The sequence below is a fragment of the Flavivirga rizhaonensis genome (assembly GCF_004791695.1).
Classification (GTDB): Bacteria; Bacteroidota; Bacteroidia; order Flavobacteriales; family Flavobacteriaceae; genus Flavivirga; species Flavivirga rizhaonensis.
In genome coordinates, this window is sequence record NZ_SRSO01000037.1 from 20,359 (window position 1) to 37,239 (window position 16,881).

A 16,881-nucleotide genomic window follows, 5' to 3' on the forward strand; every position below is an offset into this window, starting at 1 on the left:
AAAATTACGTATAAATACTTAATTTTGTACGTATAAAAATACTTAATTATGAATACGCCTAAACAAACTAAGTCTACAAATTTAAACTTATTGAATTTTAAAAATGTATCCATACGTACATTTTGGATTACATCAATATCTTTTTTCATGTGTTTCTTTGCATGGTTTGGTATCGTTCCTTTTATGCCGGATGTTGTTAAAGATTTGGGATTAACCCCAGACCAAAAATGGAATTCCATTATTTTAGCAGTTTCAGGAACCGTATTTGCTCGTTTACTTATTGGTAAATTATGTGATAAATACGGGCCGAGAAAATGTTATACCTGGTTGCTAATTTTAGGAGCCATTCCTGTTATTCTGTGTGGATTGGTACAAACACCGCTTCAATTTTTAATATGTAGATTATTTATTGGTTTTATAGGCGCATCGTTTGTTATTACGCAAGTACATACCTCTTTAATGTTTGCACCTAATATTGTTGGTACAGCGAATGCGACATCAGCAGGTTGGGGTAATTTAGGAGGAGGCGCTAACCGTTTGGGAATGCCTTTAATAGCAGCAGCAGTGGTGAGTTTTGGAGTAGCAGATGCTGAAGCCTGGAGATATTCTATGGTTATTGCGGGTATTATTTGTTTTTTAATGGGTATTGTGTATCATTTCTTCACACAAGATACGCCCGAAGGAAATATTAGCGATTTAAGAGCTGCAGGTAAAACTATTGAAACCAAAAAGGATCAAGTTAACTTTTTAACTGTATTGAAGGATTATAGAATTTGGATACTCTTTGTAGTGTATGCTGCTAGTTTTGGTATTGAGCTTACGGTTTACGGTACTATGGATGATTATCTTCAGAATACCTTTCAATTAGAAAGACTTACGGCAGGTAACATTGTTTTGTCATTCGCCTTAATGAACATATTTGCACGTACTTTAGGCGGATTTTTTGGTGACAAATTTGGAAAATTAAAAGGTTTGAGAGGTCGTGTATTATTCTTATCATTTATACTAACACTTCAAGGTATTATGTTGGTTACATTCTCATCAACAACCAGTATTACTATTGGGATTGTGTTTTTAATCCTATTTAGCTTATCGGTTCAAATGGCTGAAGGTGCTACATTTTCGGTGGTACCATTTATAAATAAAAAAGCAATAGGTGCAGTTTCAGGTATTGTAGGTGCAGGTGGAAATGTAGGCGCATTTCTTGCAGCATTATTGCTTAAATCTAAATCTGCCGTAGCAGAAAAAGTAGCCATAGCAGCCAATCAAGGGCTGGGAGAAGATGCTATAAATAGTGCGCAAGCCGCAGCATCATCAGTGGCAGTTTCTCAAGGGTATTTGGTAATTGGTTGTATTGTTGTAATTACAGGAGCAGTTGCTCTAGCAATTAAGTTTTCTCAAGAAGACGAAAAAATAGCAGATACAGAATTGAAACAATCACTAGGAAAATTGGTATCTGTAAATAGCTAATTTATAGTTGCGATTTTTATCATTTTATGAATATCAGTATCAATTTTTATGGTATTCAGAATAATTAAAACACAAGTTGCATCGCGTTATTTTATTTTTTTAATTAGTATTAAAATGTTACGGTAAATGGTTACGAATCAAGTGAAAACTACCTGCTCTTATTGTGGTGTCGGATGTGGTATTGTAGTTAAAAAAGACATTAATAATAAGGTATTTGTCGAAGGAGATAAGGATCATCCGGTTAATAAAGGCATGCTTTGCTCAAAAGGTATGAATTTACACTATGTGGTAAACGATACATCAGATAGGATTTTATATCCTGAAATGCGATGGAGTAGATCACATCCACGCGAGCGAGTAAGTTGGGATGATGCATTAGATAGAGCCAGTAGCGTTTTTAAATCGATTATAAAAAAATATGGGCCCGACAGCGTTGGATTTTATGTATCGGGGCAAAGCCTTACCGAAGAATATTATATTGCCAATAAATTAACAAAAGGATTTTTAGGAACCAATAATATAGATACCAACTCACGTTTGTGTATGAGTTCTGCTGTGGTTGGTTATAAAAAAACATTTGGAGAAGATAGTGTACCTATTTCTTATGAAGATATAGAATTAGCAGATTGTTTTTTGATTACAGGAGCAAATCCTGCGTGGTGTCACCCCATTCTTTTTAGACGAATTGAAAAGCGTAAAGAAGAAAATCCAGACGTTCAGATTATTGTTATTGACCCTCGTAAAACAGACTCCGCTAATTTTGCAGACTTACATCTTCAATTAATTCCGGGAACCGATGTTGTTCTTTATAATGCTATAGGAAGACGTTTATTTGAACGTGGTTTGATTGATGAAAAGTTTATTAAGTATCATACTGAAGGATTAGTCCTTTACAAGGACTTAATCTTTTCAACATCCGTAAAACAAGCGTCAAAACTTTGTGGTGTACCAGAAAAAGATATTAAAAAAGCAGCAGATATTATAGGGCTTTCTAAAGGTTTTATAAGTATGTGGGCCATGGGTCTCAATCAAAGTGTCGTGGGAACCGATAAAAATGTATCACTATTAAACTTATCGTTAATAACGGGTCAGATAGGCAAACCTGGTTCTGGACCGTTTTCACTTACGGGACAACCCAATGCTATGGGCGGACGTGAAGTAGGAGGTATGGCTAATTTATTAGCAGTTCATAAAGATTTAATGAACGAAGAGCACAGACGAGAAGTGGCTCAGTTTTGGGGCGTTGATAAAATATCTGATAAGCCTGGTTACACAGCTACAGAGATGTTTGAAGCGTTGGAAAGTGGTAAACTAAAAGCCGTTTGGATTGCTTGTACCAATCCTTTAGTAAGTTTGCCCAACATACACCAAATTGAGAGGGCCATGAAAAAAGCTAAGTTTGTGGTTGTTCAGGATATTTCACATAAATCTGATACCGTAGACTATGCCGATTTAGTATTACCCGCTGCAGGATGGTTGGAGAAGGAGGGAACGATGACGAATTCCGAAAGACGTATCTCATATTTACCAAAAGAAATAGATTCTCCCGGAGAAGCAAGACCAGATGTCGAAATTTTTTGTGATTTTGCTCAGCGAATGGGGTTCAGAGGCTTTAATTATAGTAATACTAGCGAAATTTACGATGAGTATGCATCAATGACCAAAGGAACAAATATTGATGTATCGTTTTTAAACTATGATAGATTAAAAAACGAAGGTACTTTTCAGTGGCCAGTCCCAGAGTATAGACATCAAGGTACACCTAGGCTTTTTGAAGATAAAAAGTTTTATACCTCTTCACAAAAGGCTCAATTTAATTTACCGAGTACTATTAAAAATACGTCGGTTCAACCTAGTGAGGACTTCCCTTTAATTTTAACTACTGGGCGTGTTAGGGACCAATGGCACACGATGACCAAAACAGGGAAAGTGTCCAGATTAAAAACACATTACCCAACTCCCGTTTTAGAAATTAATCCGGTCGATGCCTATTTATGCAAATTAAAAGATGGGGGTATTGCAGAAATTAAAAGTGAAAATGGAGTTGTTAGGGTACGTGCTAAAATAACCGATACCATTAAAAAAGGTGTTGTGTTTTTACCAATGCATTGGGGAAAACGGCTTCAAAGTGATTTAAATAGAACCAATAATTTAACAAATACATATGTAGATCCCGTATCGAAAGAACCAGATTTTAAGTTTACTTGTGTGTCAGTTTCAAAATATAAAAAACCGGTTGAAAAAATTATCATTGCAGGAGCTGGTGCTGCGGCGTTCAGATTTGTACAAAATTATCGTGAATCTAATGAAGTTGATGAAATTCATGTATTTTCAAAAGAACCTAACTTATTTTATAACAGGGTGTTATTGCCTGAGTATGTAACCGAAGAATTAACATGGGAACAACTCCTTAAAATTAAAAAACTAGAGCTAAATAAGCTGAATATTCAGGTACATCCAGAAACTTATATTACAAACATAGATAAAGAAAATAAGGTTGTAACAGACAGTCATAACAACAAACATACGTTTGATAAATTGATTTTAGCAACGGGTAGTCGCGCCTTTATTCCGAAAGATGTTCAAATAGATTTGCCAGGGCGTTTTACGATGCGTAATAAAATGGATGCAGATAAGTTTAAAGATTATTTAGATGCTACAAATTTAGCTCCAGAAGAACAACATGTTGTTATTGTGGGAGGCGGGCTGCTAGGTTTAGAGTTAGCAGCAGCGATGAAACATAAGAATGTAAAAATTACTATCGTTCAGCGTGCTTCTCGTTTAATGGAACGACAATTAGACAAGGTATCCAGTAAGCTATTGGCATTAGATGTTCAGGAACGTGGCATCCAGATTTATTTTGATAATGAAGTAAGCACCGTATTTGATGATGAAGATACAGGCGAATTAAATATTACCTTAAAAAGTGGAAAACTCATTACAGCCAATGCCATAGTTTATGCTATAGGTACGATTCCTAACGTTGAAATAGCCAGAGAAAATGGTATAGATTGTAGTAGAGGAGTAAAAGTAAATCAGCATTTACAGTCCTCACATCCCGACATATTTGCTATAGGAGAAATCGCAGAGTTTAACAATCAGTTATTCGGAATTACATCGGCAGCAGAAGAGCAAGCTGCTATATTGGCAAATTTCATTGCGGGAGATATTAGCTGTTCTTATAATGGTTCGGTATTAATGAATATTCTGAAGTTTAATGATTTAAACCTTTGTAGTATTGGAGACATTATTGTTCCTGATAATGATGATAGTTACGAAGAAATCATATTCACCGATATTAAAAAACGCTATTACAAAAAGTGTATTGTTAAAGATGATTTACTTATCGGAGCTGTGTTAATGGGCGATAAAAATGAATTTGCCGAGTTTAAAACTATGATTGAAAGTAAAATTGAAATGGCCGATAAACGAAATACACTACTCCGTGGTTCGTCAAATGATACACCAGTATTAGGAAAACTAGTATGTTCTTGTAGTCAGGTTGGTGAAGGTAACATTGAAGAAGCCATAGCAAAAGGATGTACTAATTTTACGGAATTATGTAATAAAACTGGTGCAGGTCTAGGCTGTGGAAGTTGCAAAACCGAAGTTAGAGAGATCCTTCATAACTCTAAAGTATTAGCATGATGAAAGAGCCATATAGATTAAGAATTAATGGAGGCGTCGTATCTCCTGGCGAGCTAAAATATATTTGTGAAGCTGCAGAAGGTTTGGGTTTAGATGCTATTTCTTTCGGTTCTCGTCAAGATATTATTTTTCCTGAAGAAATAGATGAAAGTAAGTTTGATGAATTTGATAAAATTCAATTCATCAAACCAAAAAGAGATGGTATAGAAAATATTGTCTCATCCTACGTGTCTGCAGATATATTACCAAGTACATCATGGCTCACAAGTGATCGGTATTTGTATGTTATAGAACAGTTTAAACATAGATTAAGTTTAAGAGTCAATGTTACCGATCCAAAACAACGTTTAGTGCCATTATATACAGGGAATGTGAATTTTATAGCTTCAGAGCACGAAGATTATTGGTACTTGTATGTAAGACTTCCAGGTTGGGGGAAAACACAAATGTATCCTGCACTCATCTACAGTTGGGATATGGATAAGATTGAACTAGCCATTGAAAATATTTTACAAGAGGAACCAGAAACTATTGAAACACTTTTTGAATTAGTAAGCGATGCAGTAGATACTAATAATAGAACCGTAGATAAACCTTTAGAAGTACCTTTTTATCCATTTCCGTATTACGAAGGGATGAATCGTATTGGTACAGACAGTTATTGGCTGGGATTATATTGGAGAAATAATAGATATGACTTAGCTTTTTTAAAAGCCATGTGCGATTTATGTTCTGAAAATAAAATTGGGAAAATTTCAATTACGCCTTGGAAATCTTTTATTGTTAAAGGAATTCCATCAAAGTCCAAACTACAATGGGAAAAGCTTTTAGGTAAATTTGGTATCAATGTACGCCATTCCATGTTAGAGATGAATTGGCATGTCCCAGTCAATAATAAAGATGCTTTAAGTTTAAAAAAATACCTTGTTACTAATTTTGATCAAAACGATATTAGTACATATGGATTAACCTTTGGTATTACAAGCCATGAGAGTGACACTTATAATTTCACGTCTATTGTTATTGAGAAAAATAAACAACCAGAGGCTATTGGAGATTTTAAAATTAGAGATACTTACAATTTGTTATATGCAAAGAAATTCGATCCGAATACACGCGAATATATCATGCATGTTCAAGATGTCGATAAGGTAGAATTACCAGGGCTTTTAATGGAATTAAGTCAGTTGTATTTTGAACAGCTAGGAACAGAGCATGAAGAAGAGAAAACTGTTGAAATTGCTTTAGAGAAGTTTGAAGAAGAAATATATCAATGCAAAGATTGTCTAACTGTTTATAATAAGGCTTATGGAGATATTACTCAAAATATAGCTAAAAATACAAACTTTGACAGTCTTCCGAATACTTATGAATGTTCCCTTTGTGAAGCACCGAAGAGTCATTTTGAAAAGAAAGTGTTGGTAAAGTAAAAGACAGAGTTTAGAGAAACTTTATATTCTGGGTTTATCCATTCCTCTATCGTACATCACAATACTTCCAGTAACAGATACATTCAAACTCAATGCTGTTAATCATATATGATTAGCAACTATAACTTATATGATGACAAGACATAAGCCATTTTTCATGAGGTTTCTTTAGTTCTGTTGGCTAGTGATCCTTGCTGGTCATTTTTATCTTCAGCTACAATTTTAAAGCCATATTATTTATTTGTATTAGTTTATATTTTTTATCTGCAAGAATTTTTTGTAAGTTTATTTTTATTAAAAATACATCTAATCGAATAAATTTGATTTTAATAGATGTTAATCGTTATATTCGTAGTACTAACCTACATAAGAATAATTATGAAACAGTTTTGCTTTGTGATGAAACGACAATACTTTTTATCGTTTTTATTTATTCAATTTTCTTTAATATTTGTATATTCTCAATCAGTTACTGTGAGTGATAATACCCCTGGTGAAAGCCCAACTTATACTTTTACCTATGTCACAACTGAAGCCATTGGAGTAGGAAGTAAAACATCAAATATATTCTATATGACACTGCCAGATGGATTTCCATCAATTGCTAACATTATAGACTATCCAACTTTATTAGATTCTAACATTGTATTAAAGGTAAATGGAAATGAAAAGGTTATTGATGCGACTACCCTTGGACCAATAGGAGGATCATGGCCTAATGGAATTCAAATGTCCACTTTAGCTGGATCTCCAGGGTTAACAATACCAGCAGGAGCAACCATTGAAATTATAGTTACAGGTATCATTATAAACCCTTCAGTAGGAGATTACACAATTACTTGGAGGACGGCTGAGTCAAATGGAACTGCAACAGAATGGTATTCAGCTGTTGTGAAATCTGATGTTTTACCTGCAAATATGTATGCTGAATCGGATTTAAAAGTTGAATTAAATCATAATCCGTCCAAGGGAATAGCAAATATTAGTACCTCTAACACTTCCAAAATTGAAAGCACTAACTTATATGGAAAACGTATTTTAGAAAAAGAAATCGATAATGATGTTTCTCAATTAGTTTTGTCTGATTTTAAAATTGCTACTTATATATTGCAAGTAGAGGGAAGTCAGAATAGTATAGCTTATAAAAAATTAGTTAGAAAATAGTGAAAAAGAAGAATTCCAAAAATTAAATCTAAAGAGGCTGTCTGAAAAGTGGTTAATCTTGTCATTCAGAGCAACGCGAAGAATCTTATTTCATTCATAATCAGAGTCATATATTTTAAAGAGATTCTTCATTCCATTCAGAATGACACTTTTTAGACAGCCTCTTTTTATTATGAAATTTTGTTGCGAACTTTTAAGTAATAATAATTTAAGACGCTTCATATATTTAAAAACCATTCGTCGACACTTAATTCCCATTGAACGACACTTAAATTCAGTTTAACGAATCAGTATATTAGCTACATCTTATTGCATTATTTTTACATGTACTTAAATTAATACGATGAAAAATAATTTAAAAATTCTACTTATAGAAGACGACATGATTGAAGTTATGAAACTTAATAGAGTTATTTCCTCCCTAGGCCTTAAGCATAATATCATAGAAGCTCATAATGGAGAAGAAGCTTTAAAAATTTTAGAAAAAAAATACGAATTACCTCACATAATTTTATTAGATTTAAACATGCCAAAAATTAATGGTTTAGAATTTTTGGCCATTTTAAAAAAAGATGAAAGGTTAAGACATATTCCTGCTATTATATTAACAACTTCTAATAACCAAAAAGATTTGTTAGAATGTTATAAGTTAGGCATAGCTGGTTATGTTTTAAAACCTTTAAAATATGAAGATTACGTTACTAAAATAGAAAACTTACTGGCATATTGGAGTATTAATGAATTAATAGAAATTAAGTAAAACTATATCGTAACAAATTTCAGAAATGCGTTCGCAAAAAAATGTTCAAAATTTTTAATGAAGAGCATTATAGTTTTTATGAGTTCTAAATTTTTAACTAACTAACTAATTGTTTTAATTATAAAATTTAATGTATGAAAGGCATTGTGTTTACAGAGTTTTTAGATCTTGTTGAGGCAAAATTTGGATTAGAGATGGTCGATACCATCATATCCCAATCTGAATTAGAGTCCGAAGGTATTTATACAGCAGTAGGAACCTATAAATTCTCAGAAATGCTTCAATTACTTCAACATTTAAGCACCAATACTAATATTGAAATAGACGATTTGTTATTAGTTTATGCAGAACATTTTTTTGATGTTTTAAAACAAAGTTATCCTGGACTTTTAGCAACTTATAAAGATCCAATAGATATGTTGGCATCTATTGAAAATCATATTCATGTAGAGGTTAGGAAAATTTATCCAGATGCGGAATTACCAACTTTTGAAGTTCTTGACAAAACAGATAATTCACTTGTGATGGTATATAAATCAAGCAGAGCGATGCACCATTTTGGGTTGGGATTAATGAATAAAACATTCGAACACTTTGATTCTACTGCTACCATCGAATTAGAAAAAATGAAAGAAGATGGAACTGAGGTTAAGTTTATAATCAACAGAAATTAATGAGTCAAGATCAAATTGACATGTTAAAACGTGCACTCGCACGCGAAAAAGCTGCCAGAAAACAGGCAGAAAAAATCCTTGAAGATAAAGCAGCCGAATTATACGAAGCTAAACAAAAATTAGAAAAATCTTATTTGGAGTTAGAAGCGCTACTTGATAAAACAGATTCTCAGTTACAAGGTGTTTTTGAAAATATTGTGGATGCTTATGTTATTATAGATCTTCAAGGGGATATTCTTAAAATGAACGAAGCAGCTGTAGATATGCTGGGGTTCGATGATGCCAAGGAAAATTTCAACCTTATGAAACTCGCAGCTCCTAAAGAAACTAAGCGTGTTGCAGATTCATTTAGGTCTTTATTGGAAAAGGGTTCAATTACAGATTTTTTTCTAAATATTATTACAAGGAAAAATGAATCTAAATTGGTTCATGTAAATGCTAGTGTTATTTATGATAAAGGGATTCCTGTAGCTGCACAAGGTATTGTTAGAGATATTACCATAGCAAAACAAAATGAAGAGCAATTAATCGAATCTGAAAATAGATTATCAACGCTCATTCTCAATTTGGATAGTGGTGTTCTACTTGAAGATGAAAACAGGAAAATAGTGCTAACAAACAAGAAGTTTTGTGAGTTGTTTGGTATTCCTATATCTCCAGAACTAATGGTAGGGCAAGATTGTTCAAATGCAGCAGAGCAAAGCAAAACCCTATTTGTAGATGCAGAAAAATTTATATCAAAAATCAATGAAACTCTAAAGAACAGAAAGACTGTTTTAGGAGATGAACTTAAAATGCTAGATGGGAAAATTTTGGAGCGCGATTATATTCCTATTTTTAAAAATAATATATATAAAGGGCATTTATGGAGTTATAGAGATGTTACTTTAAAACGAAATTATCATCAGAGCTTAGAAGCACAAAGACAAAAATATAGCAACATTATTGCTAATATGAATTTAGGTTTGGTTGAAGCTGATAATGATGGTAAAATACTTATGATAAATCAGAGTTTTTCTGAAATGTCTGGATACTCAGAAGAAGAACTCATAGGAAAAACCGGTAAAGAACTATTTTTAACTGAAGAAAACGCTGAAGTTATAGAAACTAAAGACGTAAAGCGCCATAAAGGAGAGTCACACTCGTACGAAATAAAGGTTAAAAATAAATCAAATGAAGATAGACATTGGTTAATAAGTGGCGCTCCCAATTATAATTTAAATGGGGAATTAGTAGGGGCTATAGGTGTCCATTTAGATATCACTGAGATAAAAAAATTAGAACTCCAAAAAGAAAAATTGTTAGTAAAGCTGGAAAAAAGCAATGATGAGTTACAAGAATATGCACACATAGTGTCCCATGATTTAAAGTCACCGTTACGAGGTATAGACGCTTTGGTGAATTGGATAAAAGAAGATAACAAAGGTAAATTAGATGCAGTGAGTATTCAGAACTTCGAACTCATAGAAACGACATTAGAAAAGATGGAACAGCTTATTTCTGATATTTTATTGTATTCCAGTATAGGTTCTGAGGCTCCCGAAAAAGAACCTGTAGATTTAAATGACGTAGTTAGTGAACTAAAAACAATACTGTTTGTGCCAGAACACATTTCTATAAATGTACTTAACAAATTACCAATAGTAAAAGGTGATAAAACGAAGCTTAAGCAACTATTTCAAAACTTAATAAGTAATGGTGTCAAGTTTAATGATAAAGAACGAGGTATTATTGAAATAGATGTATTAGAACAAAAATCGTTTTATCAATTTTCAATAAAAGATAATGGGGTTGGTATTGAAAAGGAATATCATGACAAGATTTTTAAAATATTCCATTCCCTTAATACGAGTAAAGAGTCAACAGGTATAGGGCTTTCTATTGTCAAAAAAATTATTGACTTATATAAAGGTGAAATCTGGATTGATTCTGAAGCAGGGAATGGTACGACGTTTTATTTTACACTTAAAAAATAATGAATGAACAGCCTAATTTATCTTATATAAATACGCTTTCAGGCGGAAATGAGGCTTTTAAAGCCAAGTTGATAACTATTATTAAAAGTGAGTTTCCGGGCGAAAAAGATATTTACATGAAAAACATTGAAGCTAAAAACTTTAAAGAATCAGCAGAAAATGTACACAAAATTAAACATAAAATTAGTATTTTAGGGCTTGATAAAAGTTATAAGGCTGCTGACGATTTTGAGAATAATTTGAAAGAAGGCAGTATGGTAGGTAAACAAGATTTCGATACTATTTTAAAGCTTATAACAGACTTTTTAAAGACACTATAGACGCTTTTTATGAATTGTATTATTATTGATGACGAAGCTACTGCTAGAGCTATTATCTCTCAGCTTTGTATAAGTATCCCAAGGTTAAACATTCTTGAAGAATTTCCCAATGCGATTCAAGCGATTAAATATTTAAATCAGAATGATGTAGATCTTATCTTTTTAGATATACACATGCCAGATTTTACGGGATTTGATTTTATTCAAACTTTAAAGAATCCACCTAGAATAATTCTAACAACTTCAGACACTAATTTTGCAATCGAAGCTTTTGAATACGATTGTATTGTAGATTATTTGGTAAAACCCATAGCTTTGCCACGTTTTGAAAAAGCGATTCAAAAAGCAGAGACTATCAATTCGGACACTGTAAAAAGTAAAGAGCCAGCCGATGCTGTAGAAACGGCTTCAGGTAATGATTTATACATAAATATAGACAGACGCCTAATAAAACTAGATATTCCTAGTATCTATCTCATAGAGGCTAAAGGAGATTATATCAATGTGAAAACAGAAGATAAAAATTACACAGTGCATTCTACTTTAAAAAAAATTGAAGAAAAATTACCAGATTCATTATTCCTTAAAGTGCATCGTTCGTACATCATTAATATTAAAAAAATCATAGATATTGAAGATAATAGTGTACTGATTAAAAAAGATGTGATTCCTGTAAGCCGTTCTAATAGACCAGAATTGATGAAACGGTTAAATTTGTTGTAAATTTTAAAACCATACGTAGTCATTTCGGCAGAGCGAAGAATGAGCGACGAGAAATCGCATCGAGTAATTAAGATATCAATAATCAAGTATTATGAGATGTCTCACTGCGTTCGACATGAACTTAGTAGAATTTAGTTTAGTACAATGAGATTCTTCGCTTTGCTCTGAATGACAGGCAAATATTAATTTATTTTGTGTAACTTAAAAAATCACTCTGTCATTCAGAAGGCTATCGAAAACAAAATATATTTTGTTTGAAGATATAAGCGAAGCTTACGACTGAAGAATCTAAAAACAATAAGAACTATTGACTTCTAATGGATATAAGAAGTATTGAGATTCTTTGCTTTGCTCTGAATGACAAGCAAAATTAATCTCTATTACGATCTAATCTGAAGAAGATTAGTTGAATAATCAGCAATAAAACCATGGCAATAATCTGCATATAAACAACTTGCTCTAAACTACTGTGATAAAAGATTACTAATATCATTTGAAGCATTCCAAACACACCAGATATAATCACTGGTACATATTTATCTAGAGATAAATAGTAATACGCAAATATGTTAGAAATGGCAAACATACTGGTAGCAATAGCATATTTCCATAAAAGTGGTGCCATAGCGATATAACTCTCACCAAATAATAGTTTTATGATGATTTCTGGGAAACTTAAACATGCTACAATAATAGTCACCGAAATAGCCGCTATATACCCTACATATTTAAACAATATGGATGCTGTTTCCTTACCTTCTTTTTTAAGCTGAACCACTGTTGGCAACAACAGCATAACAAACATCCAGGCTATAAAGTATACTATACGACCTATTAAAGCTAAAGAAGCATATAAACCTGCTTCATAAGATTCAAAATAATGTTTTACTAAAAGAATATCACTATTGTTTATTATGATTTGTGTTAACTCATAAAACGCTGTTAATATAAAAAACTGCTTTATTTGTTTCGCTTGTAAAACAGATAGGAATGATTTCGATTTTAGATCGATTGACTTGAATTTAAAAGGTATCAAACCAAATCCGAATGAAATTAAAATACCTATGGCTATAACTACAGAAGATTGTATGTTGAACAAAAAGATCACCCCTAAGGTAACTAGCAAACGGCTTAGCATTTCAAATTGATACGTTATAGATAACGCCTTAAATGCTTTTTTTCCTTGAAAAACACCTCTATTCACACTCATTAAAAAGTATAAGGGAACTCCACAACCAAATATCACAAACATACTGGATGAGGGTGTATTGAACAGTTCTTGCAATTGGCTAGCAAAACCGATAATTAAAGCCCCCATTACAATGCCGACAATTAATGCATTTTTATAAATTTTTGAAATAAAACTTTTAAATAATTGGTTTTCAAAAAGTACTGAGAACTTTGCAGTGACTAACTGAAACGTCATTGCTACAAAAGACAATACCAACAAAAAGGTTATTAATACTGCAGCATCTGCAAACTGTGCTGGCCCTAACAAACGACCAAGAATGAGATTATACAAATAATTCCCGCCATTTACAGCCAGAACACTTATCATAAATAACTGCTCTGGAGAAACTCTTTTCTTTAAATTATTTACTAGAGTAATCATTTTTAAAAATGTTATTTAGATTCGAGGTCTTAAATTGTTCGTTAATTCTTTTATTCTCTTTTCCTAAAACAAAAAGTGTTTTGCTTCTTCTTTTGGCTTTAGCTGCTATAAATTGCATGACATTTAAAGCCTTATCATCCATACGTTTTACCTGATTTAGGCATATAACAACCTCATAATACTTATCCAATAGATTATTAAAATAAGTTGCTACCTGATTGGTATGTGTATTTGTAAAATCACCATGGATTTCAAAAACACCTCTGTTATTTATAATTTCGAAGTTCATAATATTTAGATTTGGGTTTATATGAAGTATTAATTATGCAGCATTGGTAAACATGAAATCATCGTAGACTTCTTTACAACCAGTACCAAGAATATAAAAGGGTCTGTTATAAATTAATGCATTGCTGTAAAGAGCTCTTAAGGCGTTCATACCGCTAGCATCAATTTCTGTGACGTTTTCAATATCAATCGTTAATGTCTCATATACATTTAAAATGGTCTCTAAATGATTTTGAAAATTCAATGCCGTATTAGCGTTAATAGTTCCTTCTACTAAAAATGTTCCGTTTTGTTCTGTAATTTTAAGTGCCATAATTTCTATTTTTTAGTTATTATTCTTTTTAACTTCTGAAACAAAGATGCTATCAAATCTGTAGATTTTAGGGGCAATATCGGTGAGTTGCAGGTTGCTGTAGATGAATGATTAAAATCTATTGTTTACCTTGCATGTATTAAAAATCGCTCATGAAGTTTAAGTCATATTTAGTCTTAGTAGCCCTGTTTATTGGTTCTCTTGGGGTATCTCAAAACATGCAAGAAGGATTCACCTACTTAGAAACTGGCAAATATGAAGTTGCTGAAACGTATTTTAAAACTGTTTTAAAGGATTATCCGAAAAACAAAACAGCAAAATTATGTTATGGACGTGCCGTCGGATTAAATGGGAATTCTAAGGAAGCTGTTTCTATATTTACAGACTTGTTAAAAGACTATCCAAATGATTTTGAAATTAAACTCAATTACGCAGAATCGCTACTATGGAATAAAAACTATCATACGGCTAAAAACTACTATGAAAGTCTTATTAAAGAAAACGATCAAAGTTTCCCAGCACTTTTAGGTTATGCCAACACTTTATCTAATCTAAAGATCTATAATGAGGCTTTAATATATGTCGATAAAGCTTTAGAAATCTCTCCAGGGAATCAAAACGCCTTAACCTCCAAAAAGTACATGTATCTAGGTTATGCTTATAAAAATCAACAGCAACAGAACTATGTAGAAGCAGAACGTCTTTTAAAAGATAATTTATCTCTTTTTAAAAATGATAAAGAAACCTTGATCAACTTAGCCAATCTATATTTAATAACTGAAGCATTTGATAACGCCGAAACCATCTATAATACGATAGGTAACAATGAAACTGATAAAACGATAGCCTTAAACGGACTTGCCTTGGTGCAACACTTAAAAGGCAAAGAAAAAGCCGCTTTAAAAATTAGTAAAGAAGCTCATAACACCTTACCAAATATAAACGATGCTACACTCAAACAGCAAACGCAAGAACGCTATATACAAGCCCTTATTTGGAATAAAAAGTATAAAGAAGCCCAAACTTTAATAGATGAATTGATAAAAACGAAACCTAATGATAATTGGGTTTTAGCCTTACGAGCCACATTGAATATCTATAAAAGTGATTTTAAAAAGAGTGTGATTGATTACAACCGTATTTTAAAAAACGATAAGACCTCTTTTGATGGCAACTTAGGAAAGGCCAATGCACTAAAAGCATCTGGTTTTTATAATGAAGCTTACGAGTCTGCAAACAACACCTTACAGTTTTATGATAAACAAAAAGATGCAACCAATTTTATTAAAGATTTAGATACGCGTTTTACCCCTTTTTTAGAAACTAAAGGGTCTTATACTTTTGATAATGGGGATAATGAAGCTTATGCATTCCAAACGAATCTTGAATTCCCAACATCTACAAAGTTTAAGTGGCTTGCTAATTACGGATATAGAACCACAAGTAATTCTGTAACAAATAATAAAGCGACATCAAATAATTTTTCGTTAGGATTAGCCTATCAGTTATTACCGAACATCACTTTTAAAGGCACAGCTGGTATCACCTTAGCAAAAGCGGATACGGATGATTATACTCAATTATTAACCGATGTGTCTTTTAATATAAAACCCTTTAAATTACAGGTTTTAGATATTGGTTATAAACGAGAGCTTCAAAATTTTAACGCAGATCTATTAGATCGTGAAATTGTTATGAACCACTTTTACGCGAATTATAACTTAAGTACCAACTTTAATTTAGGTTGGTTTACACAATATTATTATACTTCACAAAACGATAATAATACTAGGAATTTGTTGTTTACCTCGTTATACTATAATATACTTAGTAAACCATCGTTAAAAGCAGGTTTAAACTATCAGTATATCACTTTTAAGAACCAAGTTCCAGCTATTTATTTTAGTCCAGAAAAATTTAATGCTACCGAGGTTTTTATAAACCTTATTAAAGATGAAGTCATTACTAAACCTAAGGAATGGTTTTATGAGTTAACGGCTGCTACTGGGTATCAGTTTATTGAAAACAATGAAAAACAAAGTACGTATCGTATTCAAGGAAAGTTAGGTTATAAATTTTGTGACCGTGCTTTATTAAATGTTTATGGGACTAGAAGTAATATTGCTTCTGCTACTGCTGCTGGGTTTACATTTACTGAAATTGGGGTTCGTTTTAAGTGGTATTTGTTTGAGAAGCCTGTTTTTAAGCTTTAAATGTTTAAGAATAATTGTGTGTTTTAAATACTTAATTTAACGTCAGTTCGATATATTATAAATTGATAATCAAATACTTAAAAGGTTTTAAAGAAGAAATCATGTCATTCCGTATCCTATGACTAAACCAAATATATTATGATAATTTTTTTTTATAATTATGATGCATACTTCATAGTGTCAACATAAAAAGTTCCCCTGGCTACTACAGCAAAGGCCTTAGCAAGTAATTTGTTTCTTATAATGTTGAGCGTACTCATTTTGTTTTTCCCTTGTTCTACTCTTCTTTG

The 16,881-nt window shown here is 32.2% G+C and carries 13 protein-coding genes; 10 read left to right on the plus strand and 3 right to left on the minus strand.

The window, feature by feature from the left end; all coding sequences use genetic code 11:
• Window positions 1–48: 48 nt before the first annotated feature.
• The 9 genes from EM932_RS18780 (at window position 49) to EM932_RS18820 (ending at window position 12,165) form a co-directional block, all read left to right on the plus strand.
• Window positions 49–1,470: an MFS transporter gene (locus tag EM932_RS18780; RefSeq protein ID WP_135878749.1), complete on the plus strand. Its 1,422-nt coding sequence runs from the start codon at window positions 49–51 to the stop codon at window positions 1,468–1,470.
• Between the two features lie 126 nt (window positions 1,471–1,596).
• A complete protein-coding gene (locus EM932_RS18785; RefSeq protein ID WP_135878750.1) occupies window positions 1,597–5,118 on the plus strand; it encodes a nitrate reductase in 3,522 nt (1,173 codons plus the stop codon).
• Window positions 5,115–6,548, plus strand: a complete 1,434-nt coding sequence (locus EM932_RS18790) for a rubredoxin (RefSeq protein WP_170179849.1) — start codon at window positions 5,115–5,117, stop codon at window positions 6,546–6,548. The genes EM932_RS18785 and EM932_RS18790 overlap by 4 nt, the downstream gene beginning before the upstream one ends.
• A gap of 378 nt (window positions 6,549–6,926) precedes the next feature.
• Entirely contained in the window at window positions 6,927–7,712 is a 786-nt protein-coding gene (locus EM932_RS18795) for a hypothetical protein (RefSeq protein WP_211344325.1), read from the plus strand.
• 343 nt (window positions 7,713–8,055) lie between these two features.
• On the plus strand, window positions 8,056–8,472 hold the full coding sequence (locus EM932_RS18800; protein WP_135878752.1) for a response regulator: 417 nt from the start codon (window positions 8,056–8,058) through the stop codon (window positions 8,470–8,472).
• A 134-nt stretch (window positions 8,473–8,606) separates the two neighbouring features.
• Window positions 8,607–9,146, plus strand: coding sequence for a heme NO-binding domain-containing protein (locus EM932_RS18805; protein ID WP_135878753.1), 540 nt, complete (start codon window positions 8,607–8,609; stop codon window positions 9,144–9,146).
• The gene (locus EM932_RS18810) at window positions 9,146–11,122 is read left to right on the plus strand and encodes a PAS domain-containing sensor histidine kinase (protein WP_135878754.1); all 1,977 of its coding nucleotides are present in this window, start codon (window positions 9,146–9,148) and stop codon (window positions 11,120–11,122) included. Before EM932_RS18805 ends, EM932_RS18810 begins: the two co-directional genes overlap by 1 nt.
• Complete coding sequence (locus tag EM932_RS18815; RefSeq protein WP_135878755.1) at window positions 11,122–11,442, plus strand: Hpt domain-containing protein; 321 nt, start codon at window positions 11,122–11,124, stop codon at window positions 11,440–11,442. Before EM932_RS18810 ends, EM932_RS18815 begins: the two co-directional genes overlap by 1 nt.
• A 9-nt stretch (window positions 11,443–11,451) precedes the next feature.
• A complete protein-coding gene (locus EM932_RS18820) occupies window positions 11,452–12,165 on the plus strand; it encodes a LytR/AlgR family response regulator transcription factor (RefSeq protein ID WP_135878756.1) in 714 nt (237 codons plus the stop codon).
• Between the two features lie 370 nt (window positions 12,166–12,535).
• Here the strand turns inward: EM932_RS18820 and EM932_RS18825 are convergent, their stop codons facing one another.
• From EM932_RS18825 to EM932_RS18835, 3 genes are read right to left on the minus strand one after another with little or no spacing between them, the layout of a single operon-like run.
• Complete coding sequence (locus EM932_RS18825; protein ID WP_135878757.1) at window positions 12,536–13,777, minus strand: oligosaccharide flippase family protein; 1,242 nt, start codon at window positions 13,775–13,777, stop codon at window positions 12,536–12,538.
• A complete protein-coding gene (locus tag EM932_RS18830) occupies window positions 13,758–14,066 on the minus strand; it encodes an STAS domain-containing protein (RefSeq protein WP_135878758.1) in 309 nt (102 codons plus the stop codon). Before EM932_RS18830 ends, EM932_RS18825 begins: the two co-directional genes overlap by 20 nt.
• Before the next feature lie 33 nt (window positions 14,067–14,099).
• Complete coding sequence (locus EM932_RS18835) at window positions 14,100–14,378, minus strand: STAS domain-containing protein (RefSeq protein WP_135878759.1); 279 nt, start codon at window positions 14,376–14,378, stop codon at window positions 14,100–14,102.
• 152 nt (window positions 14,379–14,530) lie between these two features.
• Between EM932_RS18835 and EM932_RS18840 the strand changes: the two genes are divergently transcribed.
• Window positions 14,531–16,591: a tetratricopeptide repeat protein gene (locus tag EM932_RS18840; protein WP_135878760.1), complete on the plus strand. Its 2,061-nt coding sequence runs from the start codon at window positions 14,531–14,533 to the stop codon at window positions 16,589–16,591.
• Window positions 16,592–16,881 lie beyond the last annotated feature (290 nt).

Coding starts and splice junctions, on each gene's coding strand:
- EM932_RS18815 (WP_135878755.1), top strand. CDS start 11,122: ATGAATGAACAGCCTAATTTATCTTATATAAATACGCTTTCAGGCGGA.
- EM932_RS18825 (WP_135878757.1), bottom strand. CDS start 13,777: ATGATTACTCTAGTAAATAATTTAAAGAAAAGAGTTTCTCCAGAGCAG.
- EM932_RS18795 (WP_211344325.1), top strand. CDS start 6,927: ATGAAACAGTTTTGCTTTGTGATGAAACGACAATACTTTTTATCGTTT.
- EM932_RS18840 (WP_135878760.1), top strand. CDS start 14,531: ATGAAGTTTAAGTCATATTTAGTCTTAGTAGCCCTGTTTATTGGTTCT.
- EM932_RS18790 (WP_170179849.1), top strand. CDS start 5,115: ATGATGAAAGAGCCATATAGATTAAGAATTAATGGAGGCGTCGTATCT.
- EM932_RS18780 (WP_135878749.1), top strand. CDS start 49: ATGAATACGCCTAAACAAACTAAGTCTACAAATTTAAACTTATTGAAT.
- EM932_RS18820 (WP_135878756.1), top strand. CDS start 11,452: ATGAATTGTATTATTATTGATGACGAAGCTACTGCTAGAGCTATTATC.
- EM932_RS18800 (WP_135878752.1), top strand. CDS start 8,056: ATGAAAAATAATTTAAAAATTCTACTTATAGAAGACGACATGATTGAA.
- EM932_RS18835 (WP_135878759.1), bottom strand. CDS start 14,378: ATGGCACTTAAAATTACAGAACAAAACGGAACATTTTTAGTAGAAGGA.
- EM932_RS18785 (WP_135878750.1), top strand. CDS start 1,597: ATGGTTACGAATCAAGTGAAAACTACCTGCTCTTATTGTGGTGTCGGA.
- EM932_RS18830 (WP_135878758.1), bottom strand. CDS start 14,066: ATGAACTTCGAAATTATAAATAACAGAGGTGTTTTTGAAATCCATGGT.
- EM932_RS18810 (WP_135878754.1), top strand. CDS start 9,146: ATGAGTCAAGATCAAATTGACATGTTAAAACGTGCACTCGCACGCGAA.
- EM932_RS18805 (WP_135878753.1), top strand. CDS start 8,607: ATGAAAGGCATTGTGTTTACAGAGTTTTTAGATCTTGTTGAGGCAAAA.